This is a genomic window from Parabacteroides sp. AF18-52 (assembly GCF_003479145.1).
GTDB classification, from domain to species: Bacteria; Bacteroidota; Bacteroidia; order Bacteroidales; family Tannerellaceae; genus Parabacteroides; species Parabacteroides faecis.
This window is the reverse complement of the sequence record NZ_QUGR01000003.1, coordinates 291,678-307,450: the sequence shown is the minus strand read 5'-3', so window position 1 is coordinate 307,450 and position 15,773 is coordinate 291,678. Positions and strand designations below refer to the sequence as shown.

Below are 15,773 nucleotides of genomic sequence, written 5' to 3'. Positions count from 1 at the left end.
TGTCATTTCGTATTCTAACGTATCTTTAGTTATTCATTTAATATTCAATTGTATGATATACGGTTATGTAAGAGTCAGTACAGACAAACAAAGTACTGAAAATCAGCGATTTGAGATTGAAAAGTTCGCAAAAGCCAAAAGCATGCGTATTGATCGCTGGGTAGAAGAAACAATCAGTGGAACAACAGATGTTGCAGAACGGCAGCTTGGCCGGTTAATTAAGCAAATTCGCAAGGGGGACATGCTGGTTACAACTGAGTTATCGCGTTTAGGGCGTAATCTGATGCAGGTGATGAGTTTCCTCCATCAATGTATGGAAAGAGACATTTTCGTGCTGACGGTAAAAGAGCGCTATGAGTTGGGAAACAACATCAACAGCAAAATCCTGGCTTTCGCTTTCAGCCTGAGTGCCGAGATAGAACGCAACCTGATTTCACAACGTACCAAAGAGGCATTAGCCAGAAAAAAGAAAGAAGGCACCAAACTGGGACGTCCTAAAGGGGGAAAATCAGAACAATACAAATTATCCGGTAAAGAAAGTCAGATACGCAAACTCCTGGAGGAAAAGAAAACCAGGCTGTACATCAGTAAAAAGCTAGGTGTAAACAGGCAAACTCTGAGAGATTTCATGAGGATGAATCCGGAATTGGACTAATTATAGAAATATTAAGTTTTTTGTCACCCGAAGAATATATGTCTAAATTGTTAAACAATGCAATCCCGGTGAATGAATCCTAAGCTAAATTGTTTATTTATAGTTGTTTGTTCTAAATACACGGGGAATACCTGTACGAAAGTTTCTAATATTAATAATGTTTGTGTTCTTAAGGGATATTTTGACCGCAATTACACTCTCATTATAAGACAATTAGATACAATTATAGATCGGCAGAAAATTAATTTCAAATGATTTTTGCATTTAAGGCAAATATGCAGACTCTCTTCGGATAAGATAGATGGTTTTTTGGAAAAAAATCTGAGGTTGTAAAAATTACACCAAGAGAAAGAATTCAAAGAATAAACAATAATGGACACAAGAGTCCGAGTTAAAAACAAAAGAGATGAATCCATAGCGCAGCAAGTAATAAAAAGGACAAAGACTTTGGAATTTTACTTTAGTAATGAATTATTGGTGTATAGGGAAAACTTCATTTTCCCACCTTACTTTTACACATTATTATACAATAAATTAACTAATAGTAAATAAATATACTATCTTTGGGACAATTAGCGCAAAGTGGAATATTCGTAGAACCTTATAAAAAAAATCAGTATGGAAAGAACACTTGTAATATTGAAACCATGCACCATTCAACGAGGTTTGATCGGTGAAATTATTGCCCGTTTTGAAAAGAAGGGCCTGATCCTCGAAGGTATGAAAATGACATGGCTGACAGACGAGATTTTAAGTGAGCATTATGCCCATTTAAAAGAAAGATCTTTTTTCCAAAGGGTTAAAGATGCAATGGCCGTATGTCCTGTCATTGTTTGTTGTTGGAAAGGGGTCGATGCAGTAAATGTTGTACGTACGCTAGCCGGAGCCACTAATGGCAGGAATGCAGCACCCGGTACTATCCGGGGAGATTACAGCATGAGTGTACAGGAAAATATCGTACACGCTTCCGACTCACTGGAAACAGCAGCCATTGAATTAAAAAGATTCTTCACCGAGGATGAATTATTTAATTATGAGACAAAAAACCTGCTCAGTCTTTACGCGAATGACGAATTCTGAGATATAAAGTAAAACAAAAGGCCGGAAAAAAGTATATGATATCTCTTTTCCGGCTTTTTTATTTCAGATATCTCATCCTATCCTCGCGGACCGGATGAACAACCTCATTACTAATCTAAAAATCTAATACCATGAAAAACACACTACATCATATAAACAAGCCCTCTCTATGAAATGTTCCGAAAAAATAAAGAAATTCATTGCAGTTGTATTATTCCCGAATTGCACCTATATTTGTACTGTATTTTAAACACGAGTACAGACAATAAAAACGAAAACAATATGCACAGTTGGTTTGAATGTAAAGTCTCCTTTGAAAAAGTACTGGAGAATGGAATGCAAAAGAAAGTAACAGAACCTTACCTGGTCGATGCCCTCTCTTTTACCGAGGCAGAAGCCCGTATCATCGAAGAAATCCGTCCGTTCATCTCCGGCGAATTTACTGTTACAGACATTAAACGTGCCCGCCTTTCCGAATTGTTCTTTAATGAAAACGGAGACCGTTTCTATAAGATCAAAGTCTATTTTATTACACTCGACGAAAAAAGCGGTGCAGAAAAGAAAACAGCAGCACAGATGCTAGCACAGGCTTGTACACTGAAAGAAGCTATCTCCGTACTGGAAGAAGGTATGAAAGGCACAATGGCCGATTATACGATTGCTTCGGTTGCGGAAACTATGTTGATGGATGTTTTTCCTTTCTCCGTCAACGACGACAAAACACCCAAATCAGGAGAAGAACTGATCGCCGAACAGAAAAAGCAAGCTGAAGACAAAGCACAGGAAGCATGAGTATCTCCCAGAATATAGTACAACTCAAGGCATCGTTACCGGCAAATGTCACGCTGGTAGCCGTGTCTAAGTTTCATCCGGCAGAAGCATTGAAGGAAGCCTACAATGCAGGCCAGCGTGTTTTCGGCGAAAGCAGGGCACAGGAGCTGACGGCAAAACAGAAAGTACTACCGGGTGATATCGAATGGCATTTCATCGGACCGCTGCAAAGTAATAAAGTGAAAGATATTGCGCCGTTCATCCATACGATCCATAGCATCGATTCCCTTAAATTATTGCAGGAAGTGAATAAACAGGCTGTGAAAAACAGCCGGATGATCCGTGTATTACTGGAAATACACGTCGCACAGGAAGAAACCAAACACGGACTGACTCCTGACGAATGCCGCGAACTTCTGCAGAACGAACAACTCGCAGAACTCAGGAACATTCAAATATGCGGATTGATGGGAATGGCGACCTATACAGATGACACAACACTCATCGAACAGGAATTTCGCACCTTGCATGAACTTTTCAGTGATTTAAAATCTATATATTTCAAAGGAAATGATAATTTTGCAGTGTTATCTATGGGGATGAGCCACGATTATCCGATCGCCATCAGCCAGGGTAGCACCATGATACGGGTTGGAACCAGTATTTTCGGCGAACGCGAGTACTAACACATTAAAATTGAATCTGACATGATTGACATTAAAACCCAATACGCGGGACTAACACTTCGTAATCCTTTAATCGTTGGAAGTTCAGGTCTGACAAATAACCCTGAACGGAACAAGGAATTTGAAAAGGCCGGTGCCGGAGCAATCGTTCTCAAATCTCTTTTTGAAGAACAGATCGAAATGCAGAGCGATTCGCTCATGCAGGATTCTGATTATCCGGAAGCAGCCGATTATATCCGCGGTTATGTAAAAGCAAACCAGGTAAACAATTATCTGGAGCTGATCAAAAAGACTAAAGAACAGTGTACCATTCCTATTATTGCCAGCATCAACTGTTACAAATCTGATGTATGGATCGACTTTGCCCGTCAAATAGAACTGGCCGGAGCCGATGCACTGGAATTGAATGTTTATTTCCTCGAAACAAGCCTGGAATATAATCAGGATGAAATACGCGACCTCTACGTAAATATCATCCGGAAAGTAAAAGAAACAGTTTCAATACCTGTTATTATAAAGATCGGAAAGAATGTAGGAAATATTCCGGCATTGGTCAACACATTAAAGGTAAACGGAGCGGATGGTGTAGTGATGTTCAACCGTTTTTACCAACCGGATATCGACATTAACAATATGCAAATAGTATCTGGCAATGTATTCAGTAACCACTCCGACCTGAGTGATACGATCCGCTGGACAGCCATTGTTTCAGGAAAAGTACCAGGAATAAGTATTGCTTCATCTACCGGTATACATGATTGGGAAGACGTTATCAAATGTCTGTTAGCCGGAGCGTCTGCCGTACAGATGTGTAGCGCATTGTATACGCATGGCGGTGAAATCATCTCACAGGTACTTACTTGTGTGGAAGAATGGATGCATCAGGCACACTATCAAAGCCTGGCACAATTCCAAGGCAAACTGAATTACGCTAACATACCGAATCCGGCGATGTATGAGCGTTCACAGTTCATGAAATATTTCTCTAACAGAGATTAATATAGATAGAATAAAGAAAAAAGAGACAAGCCATCAAAAAACCTTGTCTCTTTTTTTATTTATCCTTTGATCATGGTCAAAAGCATTTTAAACCGTTGTACTGCAGTTAATGCATGGGGGATATTCGCAGGAAGCACCAATGACTCCCCAGCTTTCATCTTGGAATGATTTCCATCGACTACTATTTCCATTTCACCTTCCAGTATCTGGACCAGGGCATCAAAAGGAGCAGTATGCTCACTCAATCCTTCGCCTTTATCAAAAGAAAACAAAGTGATATTACCTGCTGCACTTTTTACGATTTGTTTACTGACTATCCCTCCTTCAGAATAATCAACCCAACTACTCAGATCGACCACAACTCCTTTTTGAAATAACTTTTCCATATTCATCCAATTTATCTGTTACAAATTATTCTTCTTATTTTCTTTATTAAACAACAAATGAAAAACATTTGTTCTTAACAGCCTGTTTATAGGAAGAATAAAATATTTTCCACTAAACAATATAAATATTAAAAATATTGTCTATATTTGCACCATCAATAAAAATACAACATGGAAGCAATCTGTGTAATCAAAGACATATACAAAACATTGTATCAGTTTGAAAAGGCTTTTTCAGAGGTACACGAGATCACGATCAATGAAGCGATGTTACTCTGTTGCCTGAAGGACAACCAGGCAAAATCAGCAGGGACGATCTGTGATTATATAGGTTTATCGAATTCACGGGTATCGAAGGTAATCACTTCTGTCGAAAATAAAGGTTTTATCCACCGGGCAATCAGCAAAGAGGATAAACGGCAGATGTTTTTCTCCCTCACCCCGAAAGGTAAAGAGAAAGTACAACAGATGATGAATGCCGAACTACGTTTCGACGGTTTGTTCGGTAAATTGCAGCAATGCATGGAAAAAGGGTAAAACCTTTTTTTATCAATATATTTTCCAATAACAAATATGTGTAATCAAAATAATATATCCATAACATGAAATACTTAATAGTCGGAGGAGTTGCCGGTGGAGCTACCGTAGCAGCCCGTTTACGCAGAATCGATGAAAATGCAGAAATAATCCTGTTCGAAAGAGGAAAGTATGTCTCTTATGCCAATTGTGGATTACCTTATTATATAGGTGGGACAATCGCCGAACGCGATAAACTGTTCGTACAGACAGCTCAGGGATTTACAGCCCGTTTTAATATAGATATTCGTACCGAACAAGAGGTGACAGCTATTCATCCGAAAGAAAAAACAGTTGAGATAACAGATATCAACACTGCTCGTACCTATAGCGAAAACTATGATAAACTGATCCTTTCTCCCGGAGCAGAACCTCTTCGTCCCGGCATTGAAGGAATCAATAGCGATAAGATATTCACTTTACGTAATGTCCCGGACACTGATACAATCAAGAAATATGTCAGCAGAAGCAATCCCCGGCACGCCGTAGTTGTCGGAGGTGGATTTATTGGACTTGAAATGGCAGAAAACCTGCACCAACTAGGCATTCAGGTAGCTGTCGTTGAAATGGCAAACCAGGTCATGGCTCCGTTGGACTATTCTATGGCAGCCATTGTACATCAGCAACTAACAGACAAGCAAGTCGATCTGCGGCTGGAAGATGGCGTCTCACGTTTTGAAGAAACACCTGAAGGGATAATAGTTCACCTACGTAGCGGCAAACAGATTACGACCGATCTGGTTATTCTTAGTATAGGCGTACGTCCAGAAACCAGACTGGCCAAAGAAGCAGGATTGTCTCTCGGTACATTAGGAGGGATTGCTATAAACGATTACATGCAAACTTCCGATCCTGACATCTACGCTTTAGGGGATGCTGTGGAAGTACGTCATCTGGTAACAGGCAAACCAGCCTTAATCCCACTCGCAGGCCCGGCAAACAAACAAGGACGCATCGTAGCTAATAATATTGTATATGGAAATCGCGAGACATATCCGGGTACGATGGGAACTTCTATTGCCAAAGTTTTTGACCTTACCGTTGCAGCGGCCGGGGCTAACGCCAAGTTACTGAAACGCGAAGGGATTACTTACCAGTCCTCTTATACTCATTCGGCATCACACGCCGGCTATTATCCGGGAGCAGTACCGATGTCTGTTAAAATATTATTTTCACCGGAAAACGGTCAGTTACTAGGTGCACAAATCGTCGGATTCGACGGAGTGGACAAACGAATTGAAATGTTTGCACAAGTGATCCAACGTAAAGGTACGGTTTACGACCTGGCGACGCTAGAACATGCTTATGCTCCCCCCTACTCTTCAGCCAAAGATCCGGTTAACATGGCTGGTTATGTAGCTGAAAATATCCTGACTCAAAAGGTCGAAATAGTACACTGGCGTGATATTGCCGGATTACAGAAAGATACATTGTTACTGGATGTCCGTACAGCCGATGAATACAGCCTGGGAACACTACCTAATGCCATCAATATTCCGGTGGACGAACTCCGTACCCGCTTATCGGAATTGCCGAAAGATAAGCCGATCGTAGTAAGTTGTGCTGTCGGATTACGAGGTTATCTGGCTTATCGTATCCTGACACAACATGGTTTCAAGAATGTAAAAAATCTTTCCGGAGGTTATAAAACATGGAGTGTAGCTTCTGCAAAACCAATCTCTGTTATGGAAAACGGCACACAAAAAACAATAGAAACCCCAAAAGTATCACGACCGACTCCTTCACAAGTATCCGAAAAACAGACAGTTCGGATTGATGCCTGCGGACTGCAATGCCCCGGTCCGGTTCTGCAATTAAAAAAGCATTATGCCGAAATAAACACTGGCGACCGGCTCCTGATAACGGCCACAGATCAAGGATTTGGAAAAGATGTTGCTGCCTGGTGTAATATGACCGGAGCGCAATTGGTTGGAGTAGAAAACAAATCAGGAGTAATTCACGCCACCATCGAAAAAGGAGAACCGAAAAGTAGTTGTAAAGTTCTGGGCGGTGCCGACAACAAAACTCTTATCGTTTTCAGTGACGACCTCGACAAAGCTTTAGCTTCATTCGTTATTGCAAATGGAGCAGCCTCAACCGGCAAGAAAGTAACCATGTTCTTTACTTTCTGGGGATTGAATGTTATCAAGAAACGCCAGAAGCCGTCAGTATCGAAAGACCTGTTCGGTAAAATGTTCGGTTGGATGCTCCCATCGCATAGCAGTAAACTGAAACTGTCAAAAATGAATATGGGAGGAGCCGGAAGCTGGATGATGCGTCTGATCATGAAGAAGAAACATATCGATAGCCTGGAAAGTCTGATTGCACAAGCTGCAGAAAACGGAATCGAAATGATCGCCTGCACTATGAGTATGGACGTCATGGGTGTGAAAAAAGAAGAATTAATGGATAATGTCACTTTAGGAGGTGTCGCCACTTATCTCGAACGCGCAGAAGAAGCCAATATAAACCTCTTCATCTAAGAGATCACAACATCTTCTATATTTCTATCAAGTCCTGAATAACTTATAAGGGTTATTCAGGACTTGACATTTTAACAGGAAATACAATAGGAGTTAACGAAGAAAAAACAAAATATTACATATCTTTGCATTCAGATAAATCAAAGGGATTTACGGACTTATTCCTAAATAACCAATGAAATATGACAAAGCACACACTGGTATTATTATTTCTTCTGTTATCACAGCTATTCCATTCTGCCGACAGTAAAAATATCTCCCCCTATTTTTTCTCGCAGATCGGAATAGAGGATGGACTTATCCAAAGTACAGTTACTCATATCTATCAGGATACAGATGGATATTTATGGCTCGGAACCCAGGGAGGTTTGCACCGATACGACGGATACGAATTTAAGGTATTCAAGAACAATCCGACAGACTCCTGTTCGTTGGCAGATGATAATATACAGGATATCGCAGAAGACAGAAATAAGAACATTTGGGTGATCACTGACAATGGGATTCACAAAATTGCACATGAGACAGGGCATATCAAACGATATCATGTGAAAAAAACCCGTTTTATGCATTGTTGTTTGCGCTGCCGGAACGGAGAACTTCTGTTTGCCGGGGAAAAGTATCTCTATCAATATGATGAACAGGGCGATTCACTTGTTTATAAAGATTGGCTATCCTCCACTCCCATCGCTCCTAGCATAAAAGCCTTACAGGAAGACGAAGAAGGAAATTTGTATGTAGCCAGTTCACAATCCGGACTTGCCGTATTAAACAAGAAAAGGGAAGTCATACATTATTATAAACATGATCCGGATGATCCGTTTTCACTAATCAAAGGTTCTATTTGTGGGTTATTTACCGATAGTCATAAACGCCTATGGATACTTTCTGAAACATCGGGGCTTTGTTATCTGGACAAGGCTAATAACAAGTTTATCCATCTGAATACGACAAACTCAGCATTAAGCAGCAATGTTGTCCGGGCGATAGCAGAAGGGGAACCCGGAACATTATTACTCGGCACTTTCGCCGGATTGAATAGCCTGGATCTGGAAACATTTAAGGTGACTCCTTATAAATTCAATCCGAATGAGCCCGGTGCATTGAGTTATTATTCCGTTCACAGCCTGCTCAAAGATAATACCGGGGCATTATGGGTCGGGACTTGGAAAGGATTGAACTACTATAGCCCTGCCAGAAAACAATTCTATATGATCACTCCCAATGAATTCACCGGATTGCTGGGTATGGGAAAAGAAGACGACAACGGTAATATTTGGTTTGCCACAGAAGGTGCCGGATTATTCTGTTATAATCCTGATACACAAAGCCAGCAGTTTTATCCTAAAAAATCACCGTATAAAAGTAATTACAGTTCCAACATATTCAAATCTTTATTTATAAAAGGCGACAGTATTCTTTGTGCGACTAACACCGGGTCTGTTTACCTGTTCTCCAGAAAAAGAAAAGATTACCGGTTACTTTTTGATTGTGAGCGGGGAGATATTTATACCCTGCTGAATGATAGTAAAGGTAGACTATGGATTCCGACCAACTCCGGTACCGGATTAGTGTTGATAGATAAAGGAAAGCAAATTAACCAATTTCCGGTAGATGGAAAAAACAGAAAATTTCTTTATGTCTCCACATTAAAAGAAGTAGAACCCGATGTTTTTATCCTGGGAACACTCAAGCAGGAACTTTACAGATATGATATGAAGAAAGAGACTCTCAAAACGATCTCTTCACAGGATCTTAACCTGCATGACAATGTAAAGCCCGGAGCCATCAGCGCTATTTTAACCGATTCGCTACAGAATATATGGATATCTTTCTTCGGTAGCGGCATCTACTGTTTTGATCGGGAAATGAACCTGATCAAACAATATACTGACACCACCGGTGTAACGGATGGTTATATCTATACCATGGTACAGGATAAAAATCAATGTTTATGGGCCTTATCCGGAAATAGTCTATATTACTACGAACCGGAGACAGATCGTTTCATATCTGTTCACAATGCCAGCCAACAAGTACTGGAATTCACTCTGCTTGCAGGAACAAGCGATAGTAAAGGCACTCTTTATTTCCCGGGAAATAAAGGAATCATATGCTTTAAACCCACCTCAATGAACAAAAACACCCATATTCCACCTGTCTATCTGACTTCATTGTCTATTAATAATAATCAGGTAGAATTTGAGGATAAAAAATCTATCGAATTAAAGGCTGATGAAACCAATATTTCTATCGGATATACAGCTCCAGACTTTATATCGCCTCAACAAAATCAATATGCATATAAGATGGAAGGAGTAGAAAGTGAGTGGAACTACGTAAAGGGGCGAAGAGTAGCCTACTATAGTAATTTAGCACCGGGTAGTTACAAATTCAAAGTAAAGGTCGCAAATAGCGAAGGAGAGTGGAATCCGCAAGAGTCCTCTTTAAGAATTACAGTCATTCCTCCTTTATATAAAACATGGTGGGCTTACACCTTGTATATCATAGCTATATGTACTATTATATACAAGTTCATCTACTATCAGAAAGTACGTCATGAGCTGGAAAGTAATATCCGCTTCAAACAGCTGGAACAAGAAAAAATGAAGGAATTACACGAGGAACGTATGAGATTGTTTACCAACTTCTCACACGAACTACGCACTCCTTTAACTCTTATTATTAATCCACTGGAAGACCTTTTGAACCATAGTGCGTTTTCTACGGAGGTAAAAAACACTTTACAGCTCATGCGTAAAAATACTCAACGATTACTCTTACTCGTTAATAATCTGATGGATGTGCAAAAATACGATGCTCACAAAATGGTATTGCAAAAAGAAAAATTCAATCTGACAGAATTTGTAAAAGAAATATACAATTCCTTTATTTCTGTTGCCAACCATCGGCATATCATATTCACTCAAAAAAACAATATTCCTGACTGTTTTTGTGTCTATTATGATCGCCAAGAGATTGAAAAAGTGATGTTTAACTTATTATCTAATGCTTTTAAATTCACACCGGAAAAAGGAACTATTGAGATGAAATTATCGGTACTCCCCAATGAATGTGACTTAGTTCGTGTGAAACTAAGTCAAAATTCACACCTCATTGAGGATTATTATTTACATATACAAGTATCTGATAATGGGCCAGGTATATCACAAGAAGAGCTTGAAAAAATATTCCAGCCTTTCTACCGCTCTCCACAAGATTCATATCATCAGGTTGCAGGCTCCGGTATCGGTTTAAGTTTATCACGATTTATCGTAGAACAGCATAATGGCATTATATGGGCGGAAACAATACCTCAATCCGGAACCCGAATGCATGTATTACTCCCTGTACAGGAAAAACCGGTCAGTGCTCCGGTAAAACAAACAGAACCAATAATTCCCGTAAACATTCAGGAGCTTATCCCGAACGATAAAAAAAGAAACACCACTGTCACGCAAACACTGTTATTCGTTGAAGACAATAAAGAGGTATTGAAATACCTCGAAAAACAATTTGAAAATGAATATAACATATTGAAAGCAGGAAACGGAAAAGATGCATTGGAACAAATAGCATTGAAAGCACCGGATCTGATTGTCAGCGATATCATGATGCCGGAAATGGACGGATTGAAGTTATGTACCCAAATCAAGCAAAATATTAAATTTTCCCATATTCCTGTTATTTTATTGACAGCCAAAACCATGCCTTCTCAAATAACCGAAGGATACAAGGTCGGAGCAGATGACTATATCATAAAGCCATTCGACATTACTCTATTACAAACCCGTATAAAAAATCTACTGATCTCACGGAAGCAGATACAACGGAAATATGAGAAAAAGCTGAATCTGGATGAACTTGGTGTTAAAACAACCCGACAGGATGAAGAATTCCTGAAATCATATACAGCTATCATTAAAGCAAATTTTTCCAATCCGGATTTGGATGTCGATATGATCTGTAAAGAAATAGGCATGAGCCGCGCCAACTTCTACCGAAAAGCAAAAAACCTAACCGGCCTATCTCCTGCCGAAATGATCAAACACCTCCGTTTAGAAGCTGCCGCCCAAATGCTGCGTGAAACCAATTTAAATATATCCGAAATACTGGAAAAGGTAGCATTCAGCAGCAGCGGGTATTTTGCATCCTGCTTCAAAGCTGTATATGGCATGTCACCAAAAGAATACAGAAACGTCAATAATTTAAAAGATTAAAAAATAAATATCCTTTATTAACAAGTGAAAAGAGTCTCAGAATCTCTATTTAGAGACAAAACTAACCTTTTTTGAAACGAAATAGACTTTTTTCGCCTTGATTTCTCATCACTTTTGCAGCAGGTCGATCAATAAGTGTTAACCATTTATTATAATTTATATGAGAAACAAGTTTGAAACAAATGCTGATGGGAATTATTATTTTTTTCCATCTCTCAGATCACCCGACACCGCTGTGCCGGGAAACAAAAAAAGACAGAAAGTAGAGACATTGACAAATGCCACTGTCCAAATCAAAAATTCTGTAATCGGATATATTACCGGAACTAACAGTAATTATACGATTCACCATGTGTCCGCAAACAAACGATTGATTACTCTATATAAAGGGTATCAAACTCTATCGGGTACATTCAATGGACATAAAGTAATTAACATGACTAAACAGTAATAATCTGATTAACTTATGAAATCAAAAAAATTAATCCTATTCCTTATGATGTGCTTCTTTGCTATCGGAGTATCCGCACAAAGTGGTACAGAAAAAATCAGCATCTCTTTTCAAGAGATACCGTTAAAAGAAGCCATACAAAAGATAGAAAAAGCTTCAAATTACGTGTTCTTCTACGATGCGACAGAAACGAATGTTGAACAGTCAGTAAGCCTAAACGCCCAAAACGAAGAAATCCGTTTAGCCATACGTCGTATGTTTGCACCAACTGATATATCATTCAGTTTCCAGAAAAATCAGATCCTATTAGAAAAGAAAAAGAATGCTGAGGCAATAAAAAAAGGAGCACCGAGAACAGTTTCCGGAGTCATTACAGACAACCTGGGAGAACCTATTATCGGAGCAACTGTAACTATAAAAGGAACTGTTACCGGTGTATTGACCGACATTGATGGTAAATACTCTATTAATACAAGAGAAGGAGAAATATTGGAATTTCGCTATATCGGTTATAACAGTATCGAACAAAAAGTCAAAAAAAGTGATGTGATGAATATCACACTGGAAGAGTCTAATATAAATCTGGATGACGTGGTAATCGTAGGATATGGTTCACAAAAGAAAGAGAGTGTGGTATCTTCCGTAAACTCCATCAAACCCAGTGAAATTGCTATACCAGCACGTAGCCTGAATAATACCCTTGCCGGTCAGATTGCCGGTGTGATAGCTATCCAGCGTTCCGGAGAGCCGGGTAACGATGATGCGGATTTCTGGATTCGCGGCCAGAGTTCTTATGCAGGTGGTACAAGCCCGCTGGTATTGGTTGACGGTGTTCCACGTAGCATGAGCGACATAGATGTGGATGAAATCGAATCATTCACTGTGTTAAAAGATGCAGCCGCTACAGCAGTCTATGGTTCTGAAGGTGCCAACGGCGTTGTTTTAATTACTTCAAAACGTGGACGTGCACAGAAAACAGTTGTTACATTCAATGCCCAGTACAGTATCGCTACTCCGACACGCATGCCTGAACTTATGAATTCGGCAGACTATTTATCCATGTGGAATGAAGCATCTTGGAATGATGCAAACAACCCGGACTGGACTAATTATCTAGCTAACCAAGCTCCATACAGTAGTGATGAACTCAATATGTACCGTTCGGGTGTAGACCCAGATTTATATCCTAATTCTATATGGACTGATCTTCTTTCTAAACACACGGAAAATCAGCGTTATACAATTAATTTCCGTGGCGGTTCCGAGAAAACAAGATTCTTTGTTTCGGGTGCATATTATCAAGAAAACGGCATTTTCAAGTCAAACCCATTGGATGATTATGATGCAAATATCGGTTTAAAACGTTATAACCTCCGTTCAAATGTAGATATGGACATCACGCCTACTACAAAACTGTCGGTAGACATGAGTGGACAATATAAAACTCAAAATAATCCGGGTAATACTTCCGACCAGATATTCAAACACATAGTATTATTCCCGACTCACCTTGTTCCATTCTTATGGTCGGATGGAACAGCAGCTGTTTGTAGTACGGATGCCGACGGACGTTATAATCCATACAACCTTCTAAATTATTCAGGATATTCCAAAGGATGGTCGGCCGCTTTACAGACCAAAGCTACTTTAAAACAACAACTTGACTTCATAACAAAAGGTCTGTCTATTCAAGGTAGTATTAGTTTTGACGCCGATTACAGCTCAACGAGAAAACGTACGATGAGCCCTGCTAAATATACGGTCAGTGGAAGAAATGAAGATGGTTCACTTAACAAAAGCTTATTTGCTGAAGGAAGTCCTCTCGGTGATGTCTCTTTCAGCGCCACCAGCGGAACCAAAAAAATATACATCGAGGCACAATTGAATTATGCCCATACATTCGGCAAAAAACATGATGTTACAGGTGTACTTGTATATAATCAGAAAGAAACAGAATATCAGGGTTCTAAGAACTCCAGTGGTTCAGATGTAGTTGGTGGATTAAAGTTACTTCCCTATCGTAAACAGAATGTTGTAGCTCGCGGTACTTATACATATGACGGACGCTATGTATTAGAAGCCAGCTTCGGTGCCACAGGTAGCGAAAACTTTGCTCAAGGAAACCGATGGGGTATTTTTCCGGCAGTAGGTGGTGCATGGAACATACATGCAGAAAAGTTCATGCAAAAAGACAATATTCTGAATATCCTGAACAAACTCCGTCTGAGAGCTTCATATGGTATTACAGGTAATGATAATACAGGTAGTGACCGTTTTGTTTATCGTGAATTATTAACAGACAGCGGTAGCATGAATCTAGGATTGAATCAAGGTACGAACGGTGGCCCGACAAAAGACTGGGGACGTATCTATGAAAATACTTTCGCAGCCCCAAGCCTTACCTGGGAAATTGAAAAGAAAGCAAACTTCGGTATCGACATGGGACTGTTCCGCGGACGGGTTGATATTACCGCAGATTACTTCAGCAACAGACGTGAAAATATCCTGATTGAACGTGTTACCATTCCTACAGCGACTGGTTTTCGTAACAACCCATGGCAAAATTTCGGTATAACAACGAACAAAGGTGTCGATGCTAGTCTTGTTGTGAAACATAATATCGGCGATTGGAGTTTCTCTGGAAGAGGAAACATCACATATGCAGTGAATAAGATCGTAGAAAAAGATGAAATACCACAAGCATATTCCTGGCTTGCCCAGACCGGAACTTCTATCGGGGTAAATAAGATATATGTAGCTGAAGGATTATTTACAAATGACGATTTCAATATCAGTCAAAATTCTGATGGAAGTTATAACTATCAATTAAAAGACGGTATTCCGACCTATGATGCAAATGTGAAACCTGGTGATATCAAATATAAAGACTTAAATGGTGACGGTACCATTAACGACAATGACCAAACTTATTATAGCGGCATCTACCCCAATAATCCTCAAATTGTGTACGGATTCGGAGTAAATGTACAATATAAGGGTATTTATGCAGGAATCTTTTTCCAAGGTGTCGGAAAAGCATCGACGAATCTGAAAGCCAATACCAGTTATTTTGTTCCGTTCGCAAATGGAAAAGATCAGTCTTCAGCACGAGCAGAAGCTATTAACCACTGGAGTGCAAATAATCCAGATAATACCAATGTCCTATATCCCCGCCTGCATACCAATGAATATGCCAATAATACATTGAACAGCACCTGGTGGTATCGGGATGGAAGTTTCCTTCGTTTGAAAAACGTAGAATTAGGCTATCAATTCGACAAAAGACTTGTACAAAAATGGAAAATGCAAAACCTCCGTATTTATGTACAGGGAAGTAACCTTGCCGTATGGGATCATATCAAAATGTGGGATCCTGAAATCGGAAACAGTGGTGCTAAATATCCGCTTAATGCAACCTGGACATTGGGCTTAGATGTAACATTCTAAATAAATTAATAATATCGAC

10 protein-coding genes are annotated in these 15,773 nt (G+C 39.7%); 9 read left to right on the top strand and 1 reads right to left on the bottom strand.

Annotated elements, in window-relative coordinates:
- Positions 1 to 52 precede the first annotated feature (52 nt).
- The 5 genes from DWX23_RS08030 (at position 53) to DWX23_RS08000 (ending at position 4,191) form a co-directional block, all read left to right on the top strand.
- Positions 53 to 655: a master DNA invertase Mpi family serine-type recombinase gene (locus tag DWX23_RS08030; protein WP_122353001.1), complete on the top strand. Its 603-nt coding sequence runs from the start codon at positions 53 to 55 to the stop codon at positions 653 to 655.
- Between the two features lie 618 nt (positions 656 to 1,273).
- On the top strand, positions 1,274 to 1,735 hold the full coding sequence (gene ndk, locus DWX23_RS08015; protein WP_122374088.1) for a nucleoside-diphosphate kinase: 462 nt from the start codon (positions 1,274 to 1,276) through the stop codon (positions 1,733 to 1,735).
- Positions 1,736 to 2,017: 282 nt separating this feature from the next.
- On the top strand, positions 2,018 to 2,527 hold the full coding sequence (locus DWX23_RS08010) for a DUF4494 domain-containing protein (RefSeq protein WP_122374177.1): 510 nt from the start codon (positions 2,018 to 2,020) through the stop codon (positions 2,525 to 2,527).
- Positions 2,524 to 3,192, top strand: a complete 669-nt coding sequence (locus DWX23_RS08005) for a YggS family pyridoxal phosphate-dependent enzyme (protein ID WP_122374087.1) — start codon at positions 2,524 to 2,526, stop codon at positions 3,190 to 3,192. The genes DWX23_RS08010 and DWX23_RS08005 overlap by 4 nt, the downstream gene beginning before the upstream one ends.
- 21 nt (positions 3,193 to 3,213) lie before the next feature.
- Positions 3,214 to 4,191 carry a dihydroorotate dehydrogenase-like protein gene (locus DWX23_RS08000; protein WP_122352996.1) on the top strand — a complete coding sequence of 326 codons (978 nt, stop codon included), beginning with the start codon at positions 3,214 to 3,216 and terminating at the stop codon, positions 4,189 to 4,191.
- A 59-nt stretch (positions 4,192 to 4,250) separates the two neighbouring features.
- Here DWX23_RS08000 and DWX23_RS07995 read toward each other — a convergent pair whose 3' ends face one another.
- The gene (locus DWX23_RS07995) at positions 4,251 to 4,577 is read right to left on the bottom strand and encodes a cupin domain-containing protein (protein ID WP_122374176.1); all 327 of its coding nucleotides are present in this window, start codon (positions 4,575 to 4,577) and stop codon (positions 4,251 to 4,253) included.
- A 171-nt stretch (positions 4,578 to 4,748) separates the two neighbouring features.
- On the opposite strand from DWX23_RS07995, the gene DWX23_RS07990 reads away from it, so the two are divergent.
- The 4 genes from DWX23_RS07990 to DWX23_RS07975 all read left to right on the top strand — a co-directional run bounded on the left by DWX23_RS07990 (position 4,749) and on the right by DWX23_RS07975 (position 15,754).
- Positions 4,749 to 5,114, top strand: coding sequence for a MarR family winged helix-turn-helix transcriptional regulator (locus tag DWX23_RS07990; RefSeq protein WP_122352995.1), 366 nt, complete (start codon positions 4,749 to 4,751; stop codon positions 5,112 to 5,114).
- Between the two features lie 65 nt (positions 5,115 to 5,179).
- The gene (locus DWX23_RS07985) at positions 5,180 to 7,636 is read left to right on the top strand and encodes a CoA-disulfide reductase (RefSeq protein ID WP_122374086.1); all 2,457 of its coding nucleotides are present in this window, start codon (positions 5,180 to 5,182) and stop codon (positions 7,634 to 7,636) included.
- Between the two features lie 182 nt (positions 7,637 to 7,818).
- The gene (locus DWX23_RS07980; RefSeq protein ID WP_122374085.1) at positions 7,819 to 11,856 is read left to right on the top strand and encodes a hybrid sensor histidine kinase/response regulator transcription factor; all 4,038 of its coding nucleotides are present in this window, start codon (positions 7,819 to 7,821) and stop codon (positions 11,854 to 11,856) included.
- A 466-nt stretch (positions 11,857 to 12,322) separates the two neighbouring features.
- Positions 12,323 to 15,754, top strand: coding sequence for a TonB-dependent receptor (locus tag DWX23_RS07975; protein ID WP_199673239.1), 3,432 nt, complete (start codon positions 12,323 to 12,325; stop codon positions 15,752 to 15,754).
- The last annotated feature ends 19 nt before the right edge of the window (positions 15,755 to 15,773 follow it).

Excerpts from the sequence above, each read along its gene's own strand:
- DWX23_RS08030 (WP_122353001.1), top strand. The coding sequence starts at position 53 with ATGATATACGGTTATGTAAGAGTCAGTACAGACAAACAAAGTACTGAA.
- ndk (WP_122374088.1), top strand. The coding sequence starts at position 1,274 with ATGGAAAGAACACTTGTAATATTGAAACCATGCACCATTCAACGAGGT.
- DWX23_RS08010 (WP_122374177.1), top strand. The coding sequence starts at position 2,018 with ATGCACAGTTGGTTTGAATGTAAAGTCTCCTTTGAAAAAGTACTGGAG.
- DWX23_RS08005 (WP_122374087.1), top strand. The coding sequence starts at position 2,524 with ATGAGTATCTCCCAGAATATAGTACAACTCAAGGCATCGTTACCGGCA.
- DWX23_RS08000 (WP_122352996.1), top strand. The coding sequence starts at position 3,214 with ATGATTGACATTAAAACCCAATACGCGGGACTAACACTTCGTAATCCT.
- DWX23_RS07995 (WP_122374176.1), bottom strand. The coding sequence starts at position 4,577 with ATGGAAAAGTTATTTCAAAAAGGAGTTGTGGTCGATCTGAGTAGTTGG.
- DWX23_RS07990 (WP_122352995.1), top strand. The coding sequence starts at position 4,749 with ATGGAAGCAATCTGTGTAATCAAAGACATATACAAAACATTGTATCAG.
- DWX23_RS07985 (WP_122374086.1), top strand. The coding sequence starts at position 5,180 with ATGAAATACTTAATAGTCGGAGGAGTTGCCGGTGGAGCTACCGTAGCA.
- DWX23_RS07980 (WP_122374085.1), top strand. The coding sequence starts at position 7,819 with ATGACAAAGCACACACTGGTATTATTATTTCTTCTGTTATCACAGCTA.
- DWX23_RS07975 (WP_199673239.1), top strand. The coding sequence starts at position 12,323 with ATGAAATCAAAAAAATTAATCCTATTCCTTATGATGTGCTTCTTTGCT.